This window comes from Streptomyces sp. NPDC005141, from assembly GCF_053599975.1.
Genome location: NZ_JBSFYW010000085.1, coordinates 12076 through 28634, shown reverse-complemented (window position 1 = coordinate 28634; position 16559 = coordinate 12076). Strand labels below are relative to the sequence as shown.

11 protein-coding genes and 4 pseudogenes are annotated in these 16559 nt (G+C 66.9%); 8 read left to right on the top strand and 7 right to left on the bottom strand.

Annotated elements, in window-relative coordinates; translation table 11 throughout:
- Positions 1-611 precede the first annotated feature (611 nt).
- From ACWD68_RS38040 to ACWD68_RS38025, 4 genes and pseudogenes are all read right to left on the bottom strand, one after another.
- Positions 612-2582 carry a WD40 repeat domain-containing serine/threonine protein kinase gene (locus ACWD68_RS38040; RefSeq protein WP_451811033.1) on the bottom strand — a complete coding sequence of 657 codons (1971 nt, stop codon included), beginning with the start codon at positions 2580-2582 and terminating at the stop codon, positions 612-614.
- Between the two features lie 730 nt (positions 2583-3312).
- Positions 3313-3663: a VOC family protein gene (locus ACWD68_RS38035; RefSeq protein WP_451811032.1), complete on the bottom strand. Its 351-nt coding sequence runs from the start codon at positions 3661-3663 to the stop codon at positions 3313-3315.
- Between the two features lie 537 nt (positions 3664-4200).
- Positions 4201-4581: a hypothetical protein gene (locus ACWD68_RS38030; protein ID WP_451811031.1), complete on the bottom strand. Its 381-nt coding sequence runs from the start codon at positions 4579-4581 to the stop codon at positions 4201-4203.
- 200 nt (positions 4582-4781) lie between these two features.
- Positions 4782-5021: pseudogene (locus ACWD68_RS38025) on the bottom strand (GNAT family N-acetyltransferase); the annotation flags it as partial.
- A 669-nt stretch (positions 5022-5690) separates the two neighbouring features.
- Here ACWD68_RS38025 and ACWD68_RS38020 point away from each other — a divergent pair.
- On the top strand, positions 5691-6020 hold the full coding sequence (locus ACWD68_RS38020; protein WP_451811030.1) for a hypothetical protein: 330 nt from the start codon (positions 5691-5693) through the stop codon (positions 6018-6020).
- A 9-nt stretch (positions 6021-6029) separates the two neighbouring features.
- On the opposite strand, the pseudogene ACWD68_RS38015 reads toward ACWD68_RS38020, so the two are convergent.
- Positions 6030-6436, bottom strand: a pseudogene (locus ACWD68_RS38015) (NF041680 family putative transposase); the annotation flags it as partial.
- Positions 6437-6478: 42 nt separating this feature from the next.
- On the opposite strand from ACWD68_RS38015, the gene ACWD68_RS38010 reads away from it, so the two are divergent.
- The 4 genes from ACWD68_RS38010 to ACWD68_RS37995 all read left to right on the top strand — a co-directional run bounded on the left by ACWD68_RS38010 (position 6479) and on the right by ACWD68_RS37995 (position 13250).
- On the top strand, positions 6479-7672 hold the full coding sequence (locus tag ACWD68_RS38010; RefSeq protein ID WP_451811029.1) for an IS4 family transposase: 1194 nt from the start codon (positions 6479-6481) through the stop codon (positions 7670-7672).
- 794 nt (positions 7673-8466) lie between these two features.
- Positions 8467-8811 carry a CU044_2847 family protein gene (locus ACWD68_RS38005; RefSeq protein ID WP_451811028.1) on the top strand — a complete coding sequence of 115 codons (345 nt, stop codon included), beginning with the start codon at positions 8467-8469 and terminating at the stop codon, positions 8809-8811.
- Positions 8812-8900: 89 nt separating this feature from the next.
- Positions 8901-12815: a trypsin-like peptidase domain-containing protein gene (locus ACWD68_RS38000; RefSeq protein WP_451811027.1), complete on the top strand. Its 3915-nt coding sequence runs from the start codon at positions 8901-8903 to the stop codon at positions 12813-12815.
- A gap of 159 nt (positions 12816-12974) precedes the next feature.
- Entirely contained in the window at positions 12975-13250 is a 276-nt protein-coding gene (locus ACWD68_RS37995; protein WP_451811026.1) for a hypothetical protein, read from the top strand.
- 469 nt (positions 13251-13719) lie between these two features.
- On the opposite strand, the gene ACWD68_RS37990 is transcribed toward ACWD68_RS37995, so the two are convergent.
- A complete protein-coding gene (locus tag ACWD68_RS37990; RefSeq protein WP_451811025.1) occupies positions 13720-14367 on the bottom strand; it encodes a hypothetical protein in 648 nt (215 codons plus the stop codon).
- 237 nt (positions 14368-14604) lie between these two features.
- Positions 14605-15004: pseudogene (locus ACWD68_RS37985) on the bottom strand (IS5 family transposase); the annotation flags it as partial.
- A 142-nt stretch (positions 15005-15146) separates the two neighbouring features.
- Here ACWD68_RS37985 and ACWD68_RS37980 point away from each other — a divergent pair.
- The 3 genes and pseudogenes from ACWD68_RS37980 (at position 15147) to ACWD68_RS37970 (ending at position 16492) form a co-directional block, all read left to right on the top strand.
- Positions 15147-15305: a hypothetical protein gene (locus ACWD68_RS37980; protein ID WP_451811024.1), complete on the top strand. Its 159-nt coding sequence runs from the start codon at positions 15147-15149 to the stop codon at positions 15303-15305.
- Positions 15306-15359: 54 nt separating this feature from the next.
- Positions 15360-15665 (top strand): annotated as a pseudogene (locus ACWD68_RS37975) (DUF6585 family protein); the annotation flags it as partial.
- Between the two features lie 263 nt (positions 15666-15928).
- Positions 15929-16492 carry a hypothetical protein gene (locus ACWD68_RS37970; protein ID WP_451811023.1) on the top strand — a complete coding sequence of 188 codons (564 nt, stop codon included), beginning with the start codon at positions 15929-15931 and terminating at the stop codon, positions 16490-16492.
- Positions 16493-16559 lie beyond the last annotated feature (67 nt).

Here is a 16559-nt window from a genome sequence, read left to right as displayed (position 1 = left end):
CTCACGGCCCAAACATCAAGCGGCGTCGGCGGACAGCCCCTGTACCGATTTTCACGCCCGCGGGGCGTCACCGCAGGTGAACGGTCGACTCCTATAGACCGTCAAGCGGTCTGTAGGAGTGGCTTAGGTGGCTGTGACGTCGTTCAGTGGACCCGGCATGTTGGCTTCGAGCGGCCCCAGTTGGTGAAAGTTCTGTAGCTTCCCGACGTCCTGAAGTGGCCCCGGGAATTGGCTTGCGCTGGGACCAGCCGCGGCGCGGTCAGCTCCGCGTGGCTGAGAACGGCATGGCGTCGGCCCATTCCCAGAAGGCGCCGGCCTCGTCGACTTCCCGTTGCAGCAGGGCGAAGACCGGGCTCATGTCGGTGCCGGGAGGGACGTCGATGGCGACGAAGTGCCCCCCGAGCCATTCGCTGAGCAGCCCCGATTCCTTGATCGAGTTCTTGATGAGGCTGATGCTGCGGCCAAGTCGTTCGGCGTCCGTGCTCGGCCTGAGAAGTGTGCGCAGGACGCGGTGTCGCTGACAGGTAGGCGCGGCTGCGGGCAGGGCCGACGCGGCCTCAACGCCAAGCGGTTCTGGAGCCGCTGTCGGCGAAGGCGGATCCGCACGGTGCTCAGGTGGTGGGTTTCCGTGGTAGCTGCCACAGTGCCACCGTGTCACCGTCACTTGCCGTGGTCAGCGTGGTGCCGTCCGGACTGAACGCGACATGCGTGACGTCGCCGTTGTGCTGGAGGGGTTCACCGATCTGCTTACCGGTCTTCGGGTTCCACAGCCGCACCGTGTCATCCACGCTCGCGGTGGCCAGCATGTCGCCGCCCGGACTGAAGGCCAGGTCGGACACGGACTTGCTGTGGGCGGTGACGGGGTCACCGATCTCCCCTTTGGTTTTCGAATCCCAAAGCCGCACGGTGCCATCCGCGCTCGCGGTGGCCAGCGTGGTGCCGTCCCGGCTGAACTCCACGTCAGTGATGTCATCGTCGTGCTGGAGGGGTTCACCGATCTGCTCACCGGTGTTCGGGTTCCACAGCCGCACTGCACCTTCGTCGTCCCCGGTGGCCAGCGTGGTGCCGTCCGGACTGAACGCCAGGGACGAAACGTCGTCGCCTTCTTTGGTGGTGTCGCCTTCGCTGATGACTCTGATCTGGTCTCCGGTCTTCGGATCCCACAGGGTCACCTTTTCAGTGGCTTGGTTCACGGTGGCCAGCATGGTGCTCTTCGGGTGGAACGCCACCGCGACGACTTCGGCGTCGTGGCACTCGCTGATCAGCTCACCGGTCTTCGGATTCCACAGCCGCACGGTGCCGTTGTACTGCAGCGTCGAGGCCGCCAGCATGGTGCCGTCGGGGCTGAACGCCACGTTGTACACGTTGCCGACCTGTCTGAGGGGTCCGCCGATGCGCTCGCCGGTCCCTGGGTCCCACCGGAGGATCGGGGCACCGCCGCCACCGGCGGCCAGCATGCTGCCGTCGGGGCTGAACGCCACCTCCAAGGCGCCATCGGTGCGAACACTCCAGTCAGGGGGTTTCGGGTCGGCGTCATTGCGTAGGACTGCGATGCCCAGGACTAGGACAATCGCGCTGAGTACAGGGGTTCCGATCAGGAAAGTGCGGCTGCGCGTCCAGCGGGCGGGCAGTAGCCTGCTGTTCTGCCGTGGGGCCTCGTCGTCGCCGTCGGCTGACAGAGGCAGAGTCAGTCTTGCGGTCTGCTGGGGTTCCCGCTCCCCGGATTCCTCCGAACGTGTCGTGGAGTCGGCCGTGAGGTCGGCCAGGGCACGGGCCAGGGCACGGGCCAGGGTGGTCGCGTCGGGCCGGTCGTTGGGGTCCTTGGCCAACATTTGCGACACCAGTTCCGCCAGTTCCTGGGGCATGTCCGGCAGTATCGCGCCCAGGAGGGGAGGGGAGTCCTCGACGTGCTGGCGTATGAGGGCGTAAGGCGCTTGGTCGGCGGGGAACGGGGTGTGCCCGGTGAGGAGTTGGAATAGGACGGCGCCGAGGGCGTAGATGTCGGAGGGCGCTTCCACAGGTCGTCCCTGGTACTGCTCGGGCGACATATAGAGAGGGGTGCCCAGGACCACGCCCCTGGTGGTCAGTGCGTCGGAGGCGTCGGCGCTGCGGGCGATACCGAAGTCGCAGATCTTGATCCGGTCGCCCGGTTGCACAAACAGGTTGGCCGGCTTCAGATCGCGGTGCACGACACCATCGCGGTGAGCCGTGGCGAGGGCGTCGGCGATCTGGTGGAAGAAGTCCAGCACACGCTCGACGGGTAGGCCATCGGGATGGTCGGCCATGACCCGGGCCAGGTCCTGGCCTTGGAGGAGTTCCATGACGATGTAGAGGTAGCCGTCGTGGCGGCCGGCGTCGTGCACCACGGTGATCCCCGGATGCTGGAGCCTGGCAAGCATCGCCGCTTCCCTGTCGAAGCGCCGTACTGACGTTGTGCCGGAGACGGCGGGCAGGACCTTGACCGCGACCTCTCGTTGCAAGACGGATATGTCCTCGCCGTGCCAGACCTCCCCCATACCGCCGCGGCCGATCAACCGCCGCAACTTGTACCGGCCACCGAGCACCACTCCGGCCAGATCCATCCCGCCCATACCCCGTATTTCTCCCGCATCACTGCTGCTCAGTCGTCAAATGCACTTCGCAGTCTGCCAGTTGACCATGAGTGACGCGACAACCTCGGCGGGCGTGCGGGCCCCGACTCGCCGCTCACCGCCGCTGCGGTGGAGAGCGGCTGGGCGTCAGCCCCCTCCCAAAATGCGCCGGCCTCTGTGACCTCGCGTTCCATGACCTTGAGTAGCTTCCAGGGGTTCTCACCTGGGAGTGTTTGGTGCCTGCTCTGCATCCGAGGGGCCCACTGCGCTGGTGTAGCGGAGGCTGGCCTTGGCGCCGAGGGAGAAGACGTGTGCGAGGTGGAGGGGGTCGGCGCCGTTGGCGAGGGCTTCTTCGAGAATGCGGTCCTGCCGTAGTCGGTCAACGCCCACAGGGAGGTCCTTGACCAGCCTGTCCATCCAGAACGTGCCCACCGCTGTTGTGGTGGTGGCGGTGTTCCGGCTGATCAGCAGGTCTGACTAACAGCATTACTGACCCTGAACGCGTGATGTCGTCTGTCTGCGGCCATCGAAGTTAGTTGGTTGTGGCGCCTTGACCTTCTGCGACCAAGTTCGACGACACAACGTCCCAGCGTCGGGCACTTGGCCGCAGTGTTACGAACCGCTACGAACGCGATTTCCGATGCGGAGGGACTCGCTGTGGTGGCGCCACCGACGCTCCGCGGCCACCCTGAGATTCGTGACGCTGAGCCAAGTGCTGGGGTCACAGGCTGTGGGCGATGGGGTGCAGCGGTTCGTACAGCGGCAGTTCGGCGCCGCTGGGGAGCCGGATCGCAGTCAGTTTGCCCCAGCGCTGTTCGCTGACCGGGCGGGTGATCTCGACGCCCTGCGCGCGGAACTCGACGAGCTGGGCATCAAGATCGTCGCACATCAGGAAGAACTCGTGCTGGGGCGGGCCGTCGGTCGGGTGCACGGCCACCTCGGCCGGGGGCAGCTTGAAGATGAGCCAGCCGCCGCCCGCGTCGACGCCGGGAAAGTCGAGGACGTCACGGAGGAAGGCGCGGTCCGCCTCGGCGTCCTGGCTGTAGAGGATGACATGTGCACCGCTGATCATGGCTTGCTCCTGCCCATTCGACGTGCGCGCGGTCGTGTCCTCGGCATCCTGGCACGCTCAGGTCCAAGAAGACCTCGACTGCATTCGATGACACGACGACTGAGTTGCATGGCAGCGGACATCGTCATGGCGGGGCGGGGCGACGTCCGGTGCCGGTGAGGCAGCCGTCGAGTGCGTTGCTGCGGTACTGGAGTAGGCAGAGGCCTTGGCCGTCGGAATCCCTCTGCCGAGGTGCACGCCAACGCCGCGGCCGGGGACACAGGCGCGCCCGGCAAGGATGTTCCCCCGCTGCCTTTCCGCCCCCCGGAACTCCTCGTGGGCGAGCTCGCGGGGACACCCTGGCCGTCCAGGCGACCCACCGGACAGCGACCCCCACCAAATTCCAGCCCCGTCCGCAACGGCATTCGAGGCCGACCGGGGGCGAGGTTCGGGCCCACCTGCCGTTGTCCTCTGGGGCGGCAGGCACGGGCGTACGGGCCACTTTGTTGAACGGCGGAGCGACCCCGAGACGCCCGCCTGTCCCTCTACCAGACTGGACTACATTTCGCCGGCACGAGCGGTGATGGCGCGCCAGCGGCGTTCGAAGTCGTCGGTCTGCTTGGCTATGTCCTCGGCGGTAATGGGTCTGTTGTATTGGGCGGTGATTCCCCGATCGGCGCAGTCCTTGGCCACGCTCTCGGTAGAGGGACTGTCCGTCCTTGTCCGGTGGTCGGCCCAGGCGTGGTACATGCGGAAGGGCAGGAAGTAGCGGCGCAGCGTGGACGGGCTGACGGGGTTGCCGCCGCGGCTGATCGCGCCTGCGCTGGCGAGGCTTATGGACAGTTGCTTGTCCGTGGGCTCCTGGCCGTGCACGTTCTGGTAGTTCATCCACGCGAGGTAGTACCGGTCGACCACCGTGAGGGCGTTGTCGTCGCTCACGGGTGGTTGCTGCCCGTCGATGGACGCGTTCACCTTTGGACCGGGTACCTCTTCGGCGGCATGCGTTCCCGTGCTGGCGGGAGGCGCCAGGGTGGGCGCGGGCTCCGGAGCGGTCTTCGTTTCGCCGAGGTTGGTCCCTGTCTGTCGATCGCGCTGATCGATGCGTCAGCACGAAGGTCCCGGCCTCCGGCCTCCTCGTGTTACGCGTCCTTCTGGTTCACGAACCCCAGGGACGTCAGTCCCTCGGCCACACACGGGCGGTCGGCCGCTCCACTCACCTGGGTCTGAAGGAGCTGGTACGCGGCGTTGTGCTGGTGCCCCCAGTGCATAGCCGCGCGCCACAAGTCCCGGCCGTATCCGACGCTGCGGTACTTCGGCAGGACACCGAAGTACTGGGGCAGCAACCGCGGGCGCCCCGTCGGGTCGGCCAGGGTCTCGATGTTCCTCTCATGAGTCCCATCCGACCCACTGTCACCACCCTCCGCATCTCGGGGAGACCTCGACGCCCCCCGCTGGAGCACGCCAAAACTGATCGCAGTGGCCAACCAGACAGTCATGGACGCGGTGGAACGCACCCTGTACGTCCTGGCACCGCCGAACCCGCAACGGCGACTGGCCCCGAAACTGGTAGTCGCGTCCGCTGCAGGCGGAGCCATGCGCGCCCGGGCACCTTTTCGCGGCCGCCCCCACTGCCGGGACCAGGCGTCGGCTCCAAGCAGTGTGTGGAGGCGGGGTGGTGGGCCGACCCTCATCGTGCGGCCGTACGTCCTTCATCGAGTCAGGCGTGAGGGGTTTCTGGAACGCCGTCAGGTGTGGCGCTCTTCTCACTGCGTCAGGTCCGGCCCGCAGTCAAGGCGACCACCGTGGAGGAGTAGCTAGCGGAAAGCCGCGGGTACGTCTGGGGCATGGCCCAGGTGTGGGCTATCGAAATCCATTGAATTCGGAACCACCGGGGAATCGTCACTTCAGACAAGATTTCCAGTCCGCCCGGCCATGCTTTCACCCACACAGGGGGCGCATTCTATTGGATTGTCCGTGCTCCGTTGTCTGCTCGCCAGGGCCATGAGTACGGTCGACCTAACCTAATCGCCCGACAGTTGGAGGTGGAGATGAGGCTTCGACTCATTTCGCTCTTCTGCTCGAAAACCGAAGACAACACAGGCGAGGACGAGCAGCGACTCCTGGTCAACGGGGTTCAGGTCTGGGGCGCCGAGTCACCCGGCCTGAACAACACGGAATCCGTGGATCTGTCTGCCGTTCCGGTCACTACGTTCAGCGTCCGTGCCCGTGTCGAGTTGTTCGACTCCGACTCACCTGACGATGACGATCTCCTGGGCCGGTTCTACGCCGGGAGAATGCATCTGGACCAAGGAGAACTTGAATACAAGTTCGTCGAGGACGACGCCGACTACACCCTGACGTACGAGGTCGTCGCCTAAGCTTGGCGATTATTTAGCCTTGCTGCTTGTGATGGCTGCCGCGAGGTTTGATTTGTCCTGTTTCTCGGCAGGGTGCTCGCGTGCACGGTGCTTGTTCTTCATGCCGGTTGGCCGGCCGGGGCCTGCTGTGCTCGGTTTCGGTGCGCTGGCCGGCTGAGGAGTTTTCCCGTGGAGGCGGCGAAATCTTCGACGGACACGCGCGAGTGTGAGGCGCCCTTGGCGTGCGGGCCGTTCCCAGGGCTTGCGGAGGCCTTCTGCGAGGGGTCGGGTAAGGCGGAGTTGGGTGTGGGCGGCAATGACGAGCCAGGTCCAGCGGTCTGCGGCGGCTGGCTCGCGAGTTCGGGAGCGGTCCACCCCAACGTCTGCTTGAACATCCTAAAGATGTGCTCAAGATCCAATACCGTTAGTTTAAGCTGCGCTTGGTATCGGCGTGATGGATCGTCAGGTGTGGGGAGAGTGTGGTGTCGGGGGCTCGCGAAGTCGTGAGTGTCGGGGTGTTGGCGCGAGTGTTTCCCGCAGCGGAGGTGGACCTGGCGATCTCGACATGCGGGCGGTCCGAGCAGCGATCGAGGCTGTTGCCGTCCCGGCTGGTCTTGTACTTTGTGCTCGGGATGGCACTGTTCTCCCCAGACCCATACCTGGAGGTCATGCGGAAGATGACCTTCGGGCTTCGTCAGGTCGGCCTGATGGGGGCGTGGCGGGAGCCGGCCAAGTCCTCGATCTTCCTGGCGCGCCGACGCTTGGGCTGGGAGCCGTTTCAGGAGTTATTCGCCCGCTCCGTGGTGCCGCTGGCCGAGCCGTCGGACACGTGGGCGTTCTGGCGGGGCTTGCGGATGATGGCGGTGGACGGCACCTGCGTCGACATCGCTGATACTCCGGCCAACGACGAGGCGTTCGGCCGGCACGGCGGACGACCCAAAGCCGGGAAACAACCCTACAAGCGGGCCGCTTTCCCGCAGGCCAGGATCGTGGGGCTCGTGGAGTGCGGCACCCATGTCGTCGTGGATGCGACGATCACCGAGTACGGCATGCACGAGACCACCGCGGCCAAGGACCTGGCCCGCTCGATGCGTCCGGGAATGCTGGTCCTGGCCGACCGGGGCTATCCAGGAGTCGACCTGTGGCGGGTCTGGTCGGCCTCGGGTGCCGAATTGCTGATGCGGCTGGCGACCAAGCGCTACAGCCTGATCCCCGACCGGCTTCTACCGGACGGTTCATGGCTGACCACCCTCTACGGGTACACCGACCGACGGCATGAGCACGGCATCCAGGTACGCGCCCTGCGCTACCAGCTCGAAACGGACGGCGAGGAGTACACCCTCCTGACAACGCTGACCGATCACGAGCGGTATCCCGGCAGTGAGCTCGCCGCTCTCTACACCGAACGCTGGGAAATCGAGGCGACGTTCAAAGAACTCAAGGCACAGCAGATCGGAGCCGGAGAAGTCCTGGCCAGCAAGACACCCGACGGGGTGCGCCAACAACTCTGGGGCCACCTCCTCGTGCACTACGCACTGCGCGTCCACATGCTCCAGGCCGCCCGCGCCAACGCCGAGAGCCTCGACCCCGACCGCCTCTCGTTCACGACCTGCCTGCGCGCCGCCCGCCGCATCACCATGATGCCGCCGGCGGACTTTCCCCCCTCAACCTGACCACGCCCTCGTCCTCGGCGAGCTGCTGGCCAACATCAACCCACCGAGGCGACCGCGCTCCAACCCGAGAACCATCAAGCGGATCATCTCCCGCTACCTCATCAAGAAGCCCGAGCACCACGGAACTCCAGCCCCACCCCGCACCCCGACACTCATCCCACCAGCCTCTTAAGCTAACGGTATTGGCTCAAGATCGAATCTGCGCAGGGAATGCCTGCCAGAACCGGTCCACGTCCCCAGCAGTAGCCGGCGGTGGCCGACCACCACAGCCAGACCGGCCTGGGGCTGCGGTCTCCACGGACCCGTCAGCTACGTTCACCTGCGCGACGACCTCACCCCCGGTCATGCGCCGCCCTTCACCGCTTGATGGCCGATGGTCCGAAGTGGCGCCCCAAGCAAAGTGACACCGGGAGTCAGCGTGTCCGGCCTGCGTCTCCGGGGCCCGCTGGCGCTGTTTTGCTCCCTGTGGAGGGCCGTGGCGCGCGTCCGCAGCCGTCTCGCTCCGTCTTCACGACCTTGATCCGGGAGTACCCGGGCCGCTCAGCGCGCGAGCGGTGGTCGTACTGCGTAAATTTGACGATGCGGCACTGGCCTCCTTCGGTCGCACCGACCCGCGCGTCTGGCACTCCGCGGAACACCGTTGCGAGCCTCGTACGCCGCCCGCGATACGCCCCCGGACGACCGCCTTCGTGGTACGCCGACCAGACCTTCCAAATGGCTGCATTTCCACGCCAGTTGGCATTACTCTGCGTGCTAGTTCAGCTACCGAGTAAAGGGGTGCTGTGGAGGAGACCATGCACGCCGGGCGGCCGGCTCGCGGCGAGGAGCATCTGGTTCCCCTGGAGGTGGACGGCCAAAGGATCTACATGGCCGTTCGGGAGCTGGACGGCATGCCCGGCGAGGAGCGGGAGATCTCTGGCCGTGTCCAGCGACGTCTGGACGAGGCTCTGGAAGGACTTGCTAGCACGGCACGCGCGGTGGTGACGCGACTGCGGCAGAGCGATGCCACGCGCGTCAGGGTGCAGTTCGGCTGCGAGTTCGCCCTCGAATCGGGGTCCGTAGTCGCCGTGGTCGGCAAGGCACGTACGTCGTCGGCCTTCACCGTGGAGCTGGAATGGGAGAAGCCGCCGGAGCAGTAGGCCGGGGTGTTCTGACCGGCTGGGAAGGACTACTCAAAGGGGCGACCCTGCGACTCGCCCCACCATCCGGCGCTGTCGGCACTGGGTTCGTGATCGCCCCCGGACTGGTCGTGACCTGCGCGCACGTCGTCGCCGATACTGTGGCCTCGCTGCCGGCCGTGGTGCCCGGCCAAGTGGTCGCGCTCGGGCTGGAGGTCACCCTGGAACCTCTGCGCGAGTCGTACGTCCGGGACCGGGACAGCGGGCTCGACCTGGTTCTGCTGCGGATCACGGACACGCCCAGGGCGCCCGGCGAAGCACTGCAACCGGTCCTCACCTCACAGGTGGCGGAGATCGGTGACGGCCTGTGGACCTTCGGTCATCCGGTTGGGAACTTCCATCCCGGCCAGTCCGCGACCCTCCGTTACCAGGGCACCGACCTGCGTAGCGACCGGCCGGACGCGCCGTGGCTTCCGCGTGCCGCAGGGCTTGCGACGGAGGGTTGCAGCGGCAGCGCCGTCATCAACACCCGTACAGGAGCGGTGTGCGGCATGCTGAGCACCTCCGACAGGTACGGAAGCGTGCACTTGGTGCCGGTGGCGGAGATCCTGGCGCGGTGCCCGGAAGGGGCGGAGCAGGCGGCTCTGTACGGCGCGTGGCCGCGGACGCTGACGGACAGCCAGCTGGAGGCCGCTGGCTGGCGCTCCCCGACGCCGAAGCTTCTCGCCTACCTCAATGCCGCGGCGGACGTGGCCGACAGAGCTCATCCCTATCCGGTGATCGAGGGCGAACCTCCGTCGTCTCTGTCGATCGTGTATGTCCGCCAATTCGCTGGCCGGGACGCCCCAGCAGAGGAGACCAACGACGAGAAGGAGAAGGACGGACAATCCGGCAGTGCAGTACAGGGCGCGGAGGAGAGTCAGAAGCTGCACGCGAGTCGCTCGGCATCCGAGCGGATCCGGGCCGAGGAACTTTTCGAACTCGGCAAGGATGTCGTACTGGTGGGGGCGCCGGGCGCGGGAAAGTCGAGCCTGCTGCGCCACGCGGTCACCGAACTGGCCCACCGCTGGAGTCTGGCTCGCGACTGGAGTGAGGAGCGTCGCCGGCCAGGCGTGGTCCCGGTCCGAGTGGAGGCACGGGAATTCCTGGCGGACAAGGGGGCTCTGGCCATCATCGCCCAGGCCGGGAAAGGTGAGCTTTCCGCCCCGTCCGTGACCGGATGGCCCACTCACTGGTTCGACCGTGCTCCCGTACCGGGAGCCCGCTGGCTGGTCCTCGTCGACGGACTGGACGAGGCCGGAGGTCCCCGCGACCGGTCGAGGGTGTTGCAGAAGATCGCCGACCTGCGCGAGATGCCCTCGGTGGGCGATCACTTCCGGTTCTTGGTGGCAACCCGTCCCTTGCCCGCCAGCGAACTCCCCGGTGACATGGTCCTGTTCGACCTGCTGCCCCTGGATCCCGCACAGCTGCCCGACTTCGCCGGCGGATGGTTCATGGCGCTGGGACTGGAGGATGCAGCCGGCGCGGTGCCACGTTTCATGGACCGGCTCAACTCCTCCGGAATGTCGGAACCAGCCAGGACTCCGTTGATGGCCGCCATGCTTTGCCAGTTGTTCGCAGCGGACCAGAACAAGCCCCTGCCCCGCGGACGCACCGCCGTCTACCGGCAGTTCGTCGAAGAGATCCTGAACGGGCAGAGCTGGAGCCGGAGAAAGGTGCTGTCGCCGCAGGTTCGTGACGCCGCGCTCCGCAGCCACGGCCCCGAAGGCGTCAACGCACTGCAAGCAGTCCGCGCGAAACTGGACGACTTGATCGGACACCTTGCCTTCGCCAGGCACGAGGGCCGGAGCGGTTCTGCCGTGCAGCTCCTGGCCGAGGCGTGCGCGTGCCCGAAGGCCATGAAGGAGCGAATCTGGGCCGACCTGCTCGCCCTCGCCCTTCCGGAGTTCCTCCGAGACTGCGGACTGCTCGTTCAACGGCGTAAGGACTTCGTCTTCATCCACCAGACCTTCGCCGAGTACCTCGTTGCCTCACGGATCGCGAACAATGACCGCCTCAGCCAGAAGGAATTCCGCCGGTTCTTCGGCTGCGACCCCCGGTTGCCGGCGTGGGCTCTGCGCCTGAGCAGGGTCTCAGAGCCGGCGGCGACCTCGGTCGCCCGCTTCCTCATCGACGCATGGGAACACGAAGGCCAGCGTGGGCTGCACCAGGCCCTGCGCCTGGTCGCCAAGCGCCAGGCCGGGGCGATGTTCATTTCCACGCTCGTCGACGACGGCGCGGAGATCGACGATGCCGTACGGAAGTCGGCCACGTCCGCTCTGCACTCCGCCGCTCGCAACGGGGACCACGGTGCCGCAGTCGCCTTGGCCCGGATCGGGGATCCACGCGGCGCCGAGATCCTCGCCGCAGCGGCCAGGGTGTCGGCGGACCGGGCCGGCGTGCGGCTGCAGGCCGCGTGCGGACTGGCCGACCTCGGCGATATTCGCGGTATGGCCACCCTGCGCATGCTGGCCGCGGACGCCACCGGACCCGAGTGCGTCGGGGCGGCCGAGGAACTCGTACGCCGCGCTGATCCCGGCGGCGCGGACGCACTGCTACGGCTGGCGAGGGACCCGACGGCCAATCGGGGGACGTGGGTTGACGCCGCCCGCGCGCTGGACAGGCTGGGACTGCCTGGAGGCATCGAGGCACTGATGGCGCGCATGCTGGACAAGGGCGAGCCTTTCCCGGCGCGCCTGGCAGCGGCCCAGCAGCTGGTCGATTCCGGGGCCCCTGGCGTCGCGGAGCCACTGGCGGACATGGTGCGCGAGGATCTTCAATTCGGTGACAGACTCGATGCCCTGCGGCTCCTGGGCAAGCTGAGAAGCGACTCCGGCGAGGCTGTCCGAGCCGCCGAACTGCTTGCCGTCCTGGCCGACGACAATGGGCTGCCCGCAGAGGTGCTGATGGCCGCCGCTGAGCAACTCGGGGACCACGATCGGCGCGCGCGAGCCTACTACACCGCGGCCATGGACCCGACGGCAAATACCTCAGTGCGTCTGAGGGCCTTGGGAATGGTGCCCAACAAGGCCGACGGGCATGTCACGGACATCCTGCTGCCGGTGCTGGTCAACCCTAGGGCGCGTGTCATGGACCGACGCGCTGCGGCGCAGCTGCTGCCGCCTACGTCTCTCCGCCAGACCGAGATCCAGCTGGCATTGAGGTCACTCCTGACGTCCCTGAGTGCCAAGGATCGCCTCGCTCTCGTGAAACAACTGGCACCAGAGCGGCCCGGCGGCAAGCACATGCCCTCTGGCAGCAGCGAGGCGCCATTGTGGTGGTACGACATGGTCTGCGACGTGGTTGTCGACAGATCGCAGACGGAGTCCGAGCGCCGCCGCCTCATGGAGGTACTGAAGCACCGAGGGGCGCAGAATCACCTCACTGCACTAGCTCGGTCGGCGGATGTGCCCGGCGCGCTGCGCCTCGTCGCCGCACGTGAGGCAATGGCCCTCGCCGCAAGCCACGGCCCGTCCACTGAGGAGAAGCCCTGGGCAGTAAGGGATGCCGCGCTGCTCCTGAGCCAGCGCACGGCGGCACTGGCCGTGATCGTGTGGTACGTCGCCACACCCGTTGTGCGCAGGATGCCCTCCACCCTGCACAACCTCGCACGCGGCGCGGGATCCGTAGCCGAACAGTGCCTGTATCTCCTCGTCCGGCTGCCTTTCCTCGCTCTGGTGGGCGTGCTGCCAATCGTGGTCGCAGTCGCGGCCAATGCCTTCGGCGCGGCATGCCTGGCCGAGACTCCACCCGCTGACTGGAAACTGCGGGTGTACTGCGCGTTGACCGTTTTGTTAATCATTGCGCTGTATCGCGGAGCATCTGCCTTCGCGGGGACAAGCCATCGCGGCAGCAAGGTCCTGCTGTGGGGTTTCCTGTTGGCGGCAGCTTTGGGCCTGCTGCGCGCGCCGGGCCTGCCTGGTCTCAACGCGATGGGCGACTACCTAGTGGCCGTGATTCCGTGGGACGGGGAACCTAAAGCCTGACCTTGGCCCCAGCCTCCTCGGCCGCCGAGGCACGGCAATGGCGGGAACACCGACGCGGGCGTGTTGGAAGTCCAAGATCAGGGACAGCGGCGCTCGCCGTAGTTGCGAAATTTCGGGGACTCGCCTCCAGGGAAATGCGGGATCGTCCACACTGCCCTCATGGGTGAGGAGCTGTGGGTCCCTGCTGTGACCGGACTCGTTGGATCGCTTCTCGGCTGGGCAGGCGCATGGGCACAGGCCAGGGGAGGCAACGCTCAGGCGGCAGCTGTCACTCACAGTGCCGTCGTGCAGGCTGACGCTGCGCAGATTCAGTTCTTGCAGTCGAGTCGAACGAACGCCTGCGTGGCTCTCGTGGCAGAGGCATTGGAGTTCGAGAAGGAGCAAGACCTGCCGATTCGTGCTTTGCTCGAGTGGTCACGCATCCCGCGCGAATAGCCCGCTTCGGTTGCAAACTGGACCAGAGCCAGCGTCGCGGTGGTGCGGGCCGTGGTGGCGGCACCTGAGCGGGCGCGGCGTCAGCGACCCGGCGCCGCCGTGGCCTGCCCCGTCAGCAGCAGGGAGGTCATCTCCGCGCCGGCCTGCCGGGTTCTCGAGCCTGCGGGGGCGGTCTTCACTCCTGGGTCGGGGAGTACCAGGACTGAAGCGTGGGGCACTCGTCATGCCACGACCTGAGAAGCAGTTAGACGCGGACGCCTCACCCCGCTTTTGGTTCGGCCACGAGGCTCGGTACAGGCGCAAGAGGCGGGGTTGCACGGGCACGAGCGGCGTCGAGCCTCCCCGAGCGGGCGGGGGCATGAGCCTGCCGGAGGCGGAGCACGAGGGCCAGGGACGCGGACGTCGAGGTGCGCGGTCACTGCCACCCGGCATCGCGCTCCCGTGGACAGAGTCGACCAGCCGGATCTCATCAGCCTCCGCCGCCGGTCGAGCCGCCGCTGCTTACCCCCATCCAGGGAGGGGATTGCACGCGGCGGTGGACGACCAGGTCGACCTGGACGGGGACGGGGGCGAGTACCTGTTGCAGCTCCTGGTGCAGGGTCGTGGTGTCGGTCGTCCACTGGGGCAGTGACATGGGCCGGATCAGGTGGCCGTTCTTCAGCAGCACGTACAGGGTGATCTTGGCGGAAACGGGCTTCCGGTCCCTCTCGTACGACTCCATGATGGAGTGGTCGATCCAGATCTGCCGTACGTCGGTGAGCGGTCTGGGCCGGTCCGTGCGGGAGCCCCGGACCACGGTCAGGGTGTCCGGGGCGACGGCGGGGGAGAACCGCAACCGGTTCACGTCCCGGAAGGCCCCGTACAAGATCACGAACGTGTTGACGACGAGTCCCAGCCCGGCGGCGATCCCGACCGCAGCCCAGATCCGGCCGGGCCCCAGCTCGAAAATCAGCGCCATGACTGCGTAGACCGGGCTGCCGTAGACAGCGCCGGCCATGAGCGACCCGAACACTTCCCCGGGCCAACGCTTGACAGCGAACGCGAGCGGCCCGACTCCCTCGCGAAGCACCACGTCGACCACGTCGGGATTCGAACGGTCCACCCGCACCCTATTCATGACGCAACGTTAGGATGACGCCACTGGTTGCGGAAGAGCGCGTGCCGGGCAAGGCGGCCCGGCCACGGTGCGCCTCGCTGCTCGGCCGGCGGTCGGGAGGACGGGCGCCGGTTCTGTCGGACGGCTGATCGCCCGCCGCGACGTCCACCTGCACCCACGGTAGCGCAGTCTCGCACTCCAGAAACTACCAACTACGGCTCACCGTATCCGACTTGCCGCAGTTCCCAAGACGCCATGTCACTTGGTCAGTCTGCGGTGGCAGATGAGGACCGCGGCGATGGCGGTGAAGGCGAGGAAGTGTTCCGGCTTGCGCTCGTAGCGGCGGTGGAGGCGTCGGCATCCGAAGCCGGGACACGGTCCGCTCCACGACCCAGCGATGCTGGCCCAGGCGCCGGGATGACTCGATGCCCTTGCGGGCAAGGTGATGCCGAATGCCGCGGGAAGCGAGCCATCGCCGCAGGTGGCGGTAGTCGTAGCCCTTGTCTCCGTGCAGCTTGCCGGGCCGCCGGCGTCGCAGGCCGCGACGTGAGCGGATAGGGGGGACGCCGCGGACCAGGGGGATGAGTGCCTGACTGTCGTGAAGGTTGGCGGCGGAGATGCCGATCGACAGGGGCAGGCCCTGTCGGTCGACGATGAGGACGCTCCTATAGATCGTCAAGGTGTGGGGCAGAGTTGTTCGGTGGATTTTTGGGTCAGGTCCGAAGCGATCACCCAGCCATCATCACTGTGGATTTTCGATCCCTTCTTGCCGCGTTCCCGAACTCGGCTTCCTTACCCGGGTGTTGCGAAGTCCCACCGCCCTCAAGCTGTGCGAGGCGGCCCTGAAGGGGCCGGCGGCCACCGACGAACGCACCGCCGCGCTCGTCGAGGCGCTCGGACTCCGCCCCGCGGCCCGCTACGACGCCCAGACCGACCGGTTCGTGACCGACCAGCCGTAGCCGAGCCTTTGGCGCGGTCCGGAAGGTCACCAGCTTGTACGCCGGTCCGAGCGGTGGGGCCCGTTCATCCAGCAGGAGATCGCCGGAGCGCAGCTGCCGGGCATGCTTGGGATACTGGAGAAGGGGCAGCAGCGCACCTTCGGCGACATCTCCCTCAACCGTGGCGGCGTCGCGACGCGCAAGCGCGGTGCCGTGACCTGGAGGGAGATCGAGGACGTGCGCGTCGACAACGGCGTACTGGCGCCGCGGAAGTCAGGCAAGTGGCTGTCCTGGTCGAGCAAGTGGGTGAAGGACATCCCCAACTTCTGCCTCTTCCTCGCCCTGGTGGACCACCTCCGCCGATCAGCGGCCGTCCGCTGACCTCGCCCGGTCCACGGAGGCGAGCCTCACAGTTCATCGGCCGGTGGCCGCGGTCGTCCCGCGGCTCGACGTCGAACAGTCGTGATGATCGGGGCGGCCCCTGGCCGTCGGCACCTTTGTGGTGGCGGGCCTCGCACAGCATCGAGCCGGGCACCCACTGGCACCCAGCCAGGGGCATTTCAGTCGTTCATATCCGGGCAATGGCGCCCGGTTTGGGTGGGGGCGATGCTATTTTTCAGGAAACCGAGCGCGGGGGTGGGAACATGGCTGAACCGTTCACGTTGGCCGTTATGGGAGCCACGGCAGCGGTAGAGGGGATCAAGTTCCTCTACAACCAGGCCACCGAGGTGCTGAACCGCTGGCGAGCGAAGAAGGACAGCAGGGACGCGGAGGCTCAGGCCCCCGTACCTGTGGACCAGGCACAAGCGGAGGGCCTGCTGTCGGGAAGGCTGGAAGCCCCCACAGTCGACTTCGACGTGCTGGAGCGCCTCCATGAACCCCTCAGGCACTCAGCCGCCGCACTTGGCAATTTCGCGGGCGGCTTGGACGAACCTGACCTCAACGACGCCGAACTCGCTGCGGCAGTGGACAACCTCCGTCGGACCCTGGAAGCCGTGTACGGCCAGCGCATCACCTTCAAGGGGGAGAACCGGCATGCTTCCGGCCCCGTGGTGATCAGCCGCCTGGAGATCGACGACATCGCGGGCACCGTCACGGCCCTGCGCGCCGGCCGCATCGCGGGCGGCAATGTCGAGGCAACAGTCAAAGCCGGGAAAGTGGAAGAACACGGCAGTGTGACAGGCTTGGACGCCGACACGATCGGCTGATCCCGGCATGGTGCCCGACTTCGCAGCACCACCCGCGCAGCAACTGCTCCAAGCAGTGCCGTGGGCC

Coding starts and splice junctions, on each gene's coding strand:
- ACWD68_RS38040 (WP_451811033.1), bottom strand. CDS start 2,582: ATGGATCTGGCCGGAGTGGTGCTCGGTGGCCGGTACAAGTTGCGGCGG.
- ACWD68_RS38035 (WP_451811032.1), bottom strand. CDS start 3,663: ATGATCAGCGGTGCACATGTCATCCTCTACAGCCAGGACGCCGAGGCG.
- ACWD68_RS38020 (WP_451811030.1), top strand. CDS start 5,691: ATGAGGCTTCGACTCATTTCGCTCTTCTGCTCGAAAACCGAAGACAAC.
- ACWD68_RS38005 (WP_451811028.1), top strand. CDS start 8,467: ATGCACGCCGGGCGGCCGGCTCGCGGCGAGGAGCATCTGGTTCCCCTG.
- ACWD68_RS37995 (WP_451811026.1), top strand. CDS start 12,975: ATGGGTGAGGAGCTGTGGGTCCCTGCTGTGACCGGACTCGTTGGATCG.
- ACWD68_RS37990 (WP_451811025.1), bottom strand. CDS start 14,367: ATGAATAGGGTGCGGGTGGACCGTTCGAATCCCGACGTGGTCGACGTG.
- ACWD68_RS37970 (WP_451811023.1), top strand. CDS start 15,929: ATGGCTGAACCGTTCACGTTGGCCGTTATGGGAGCCACGGCAGCGGTA.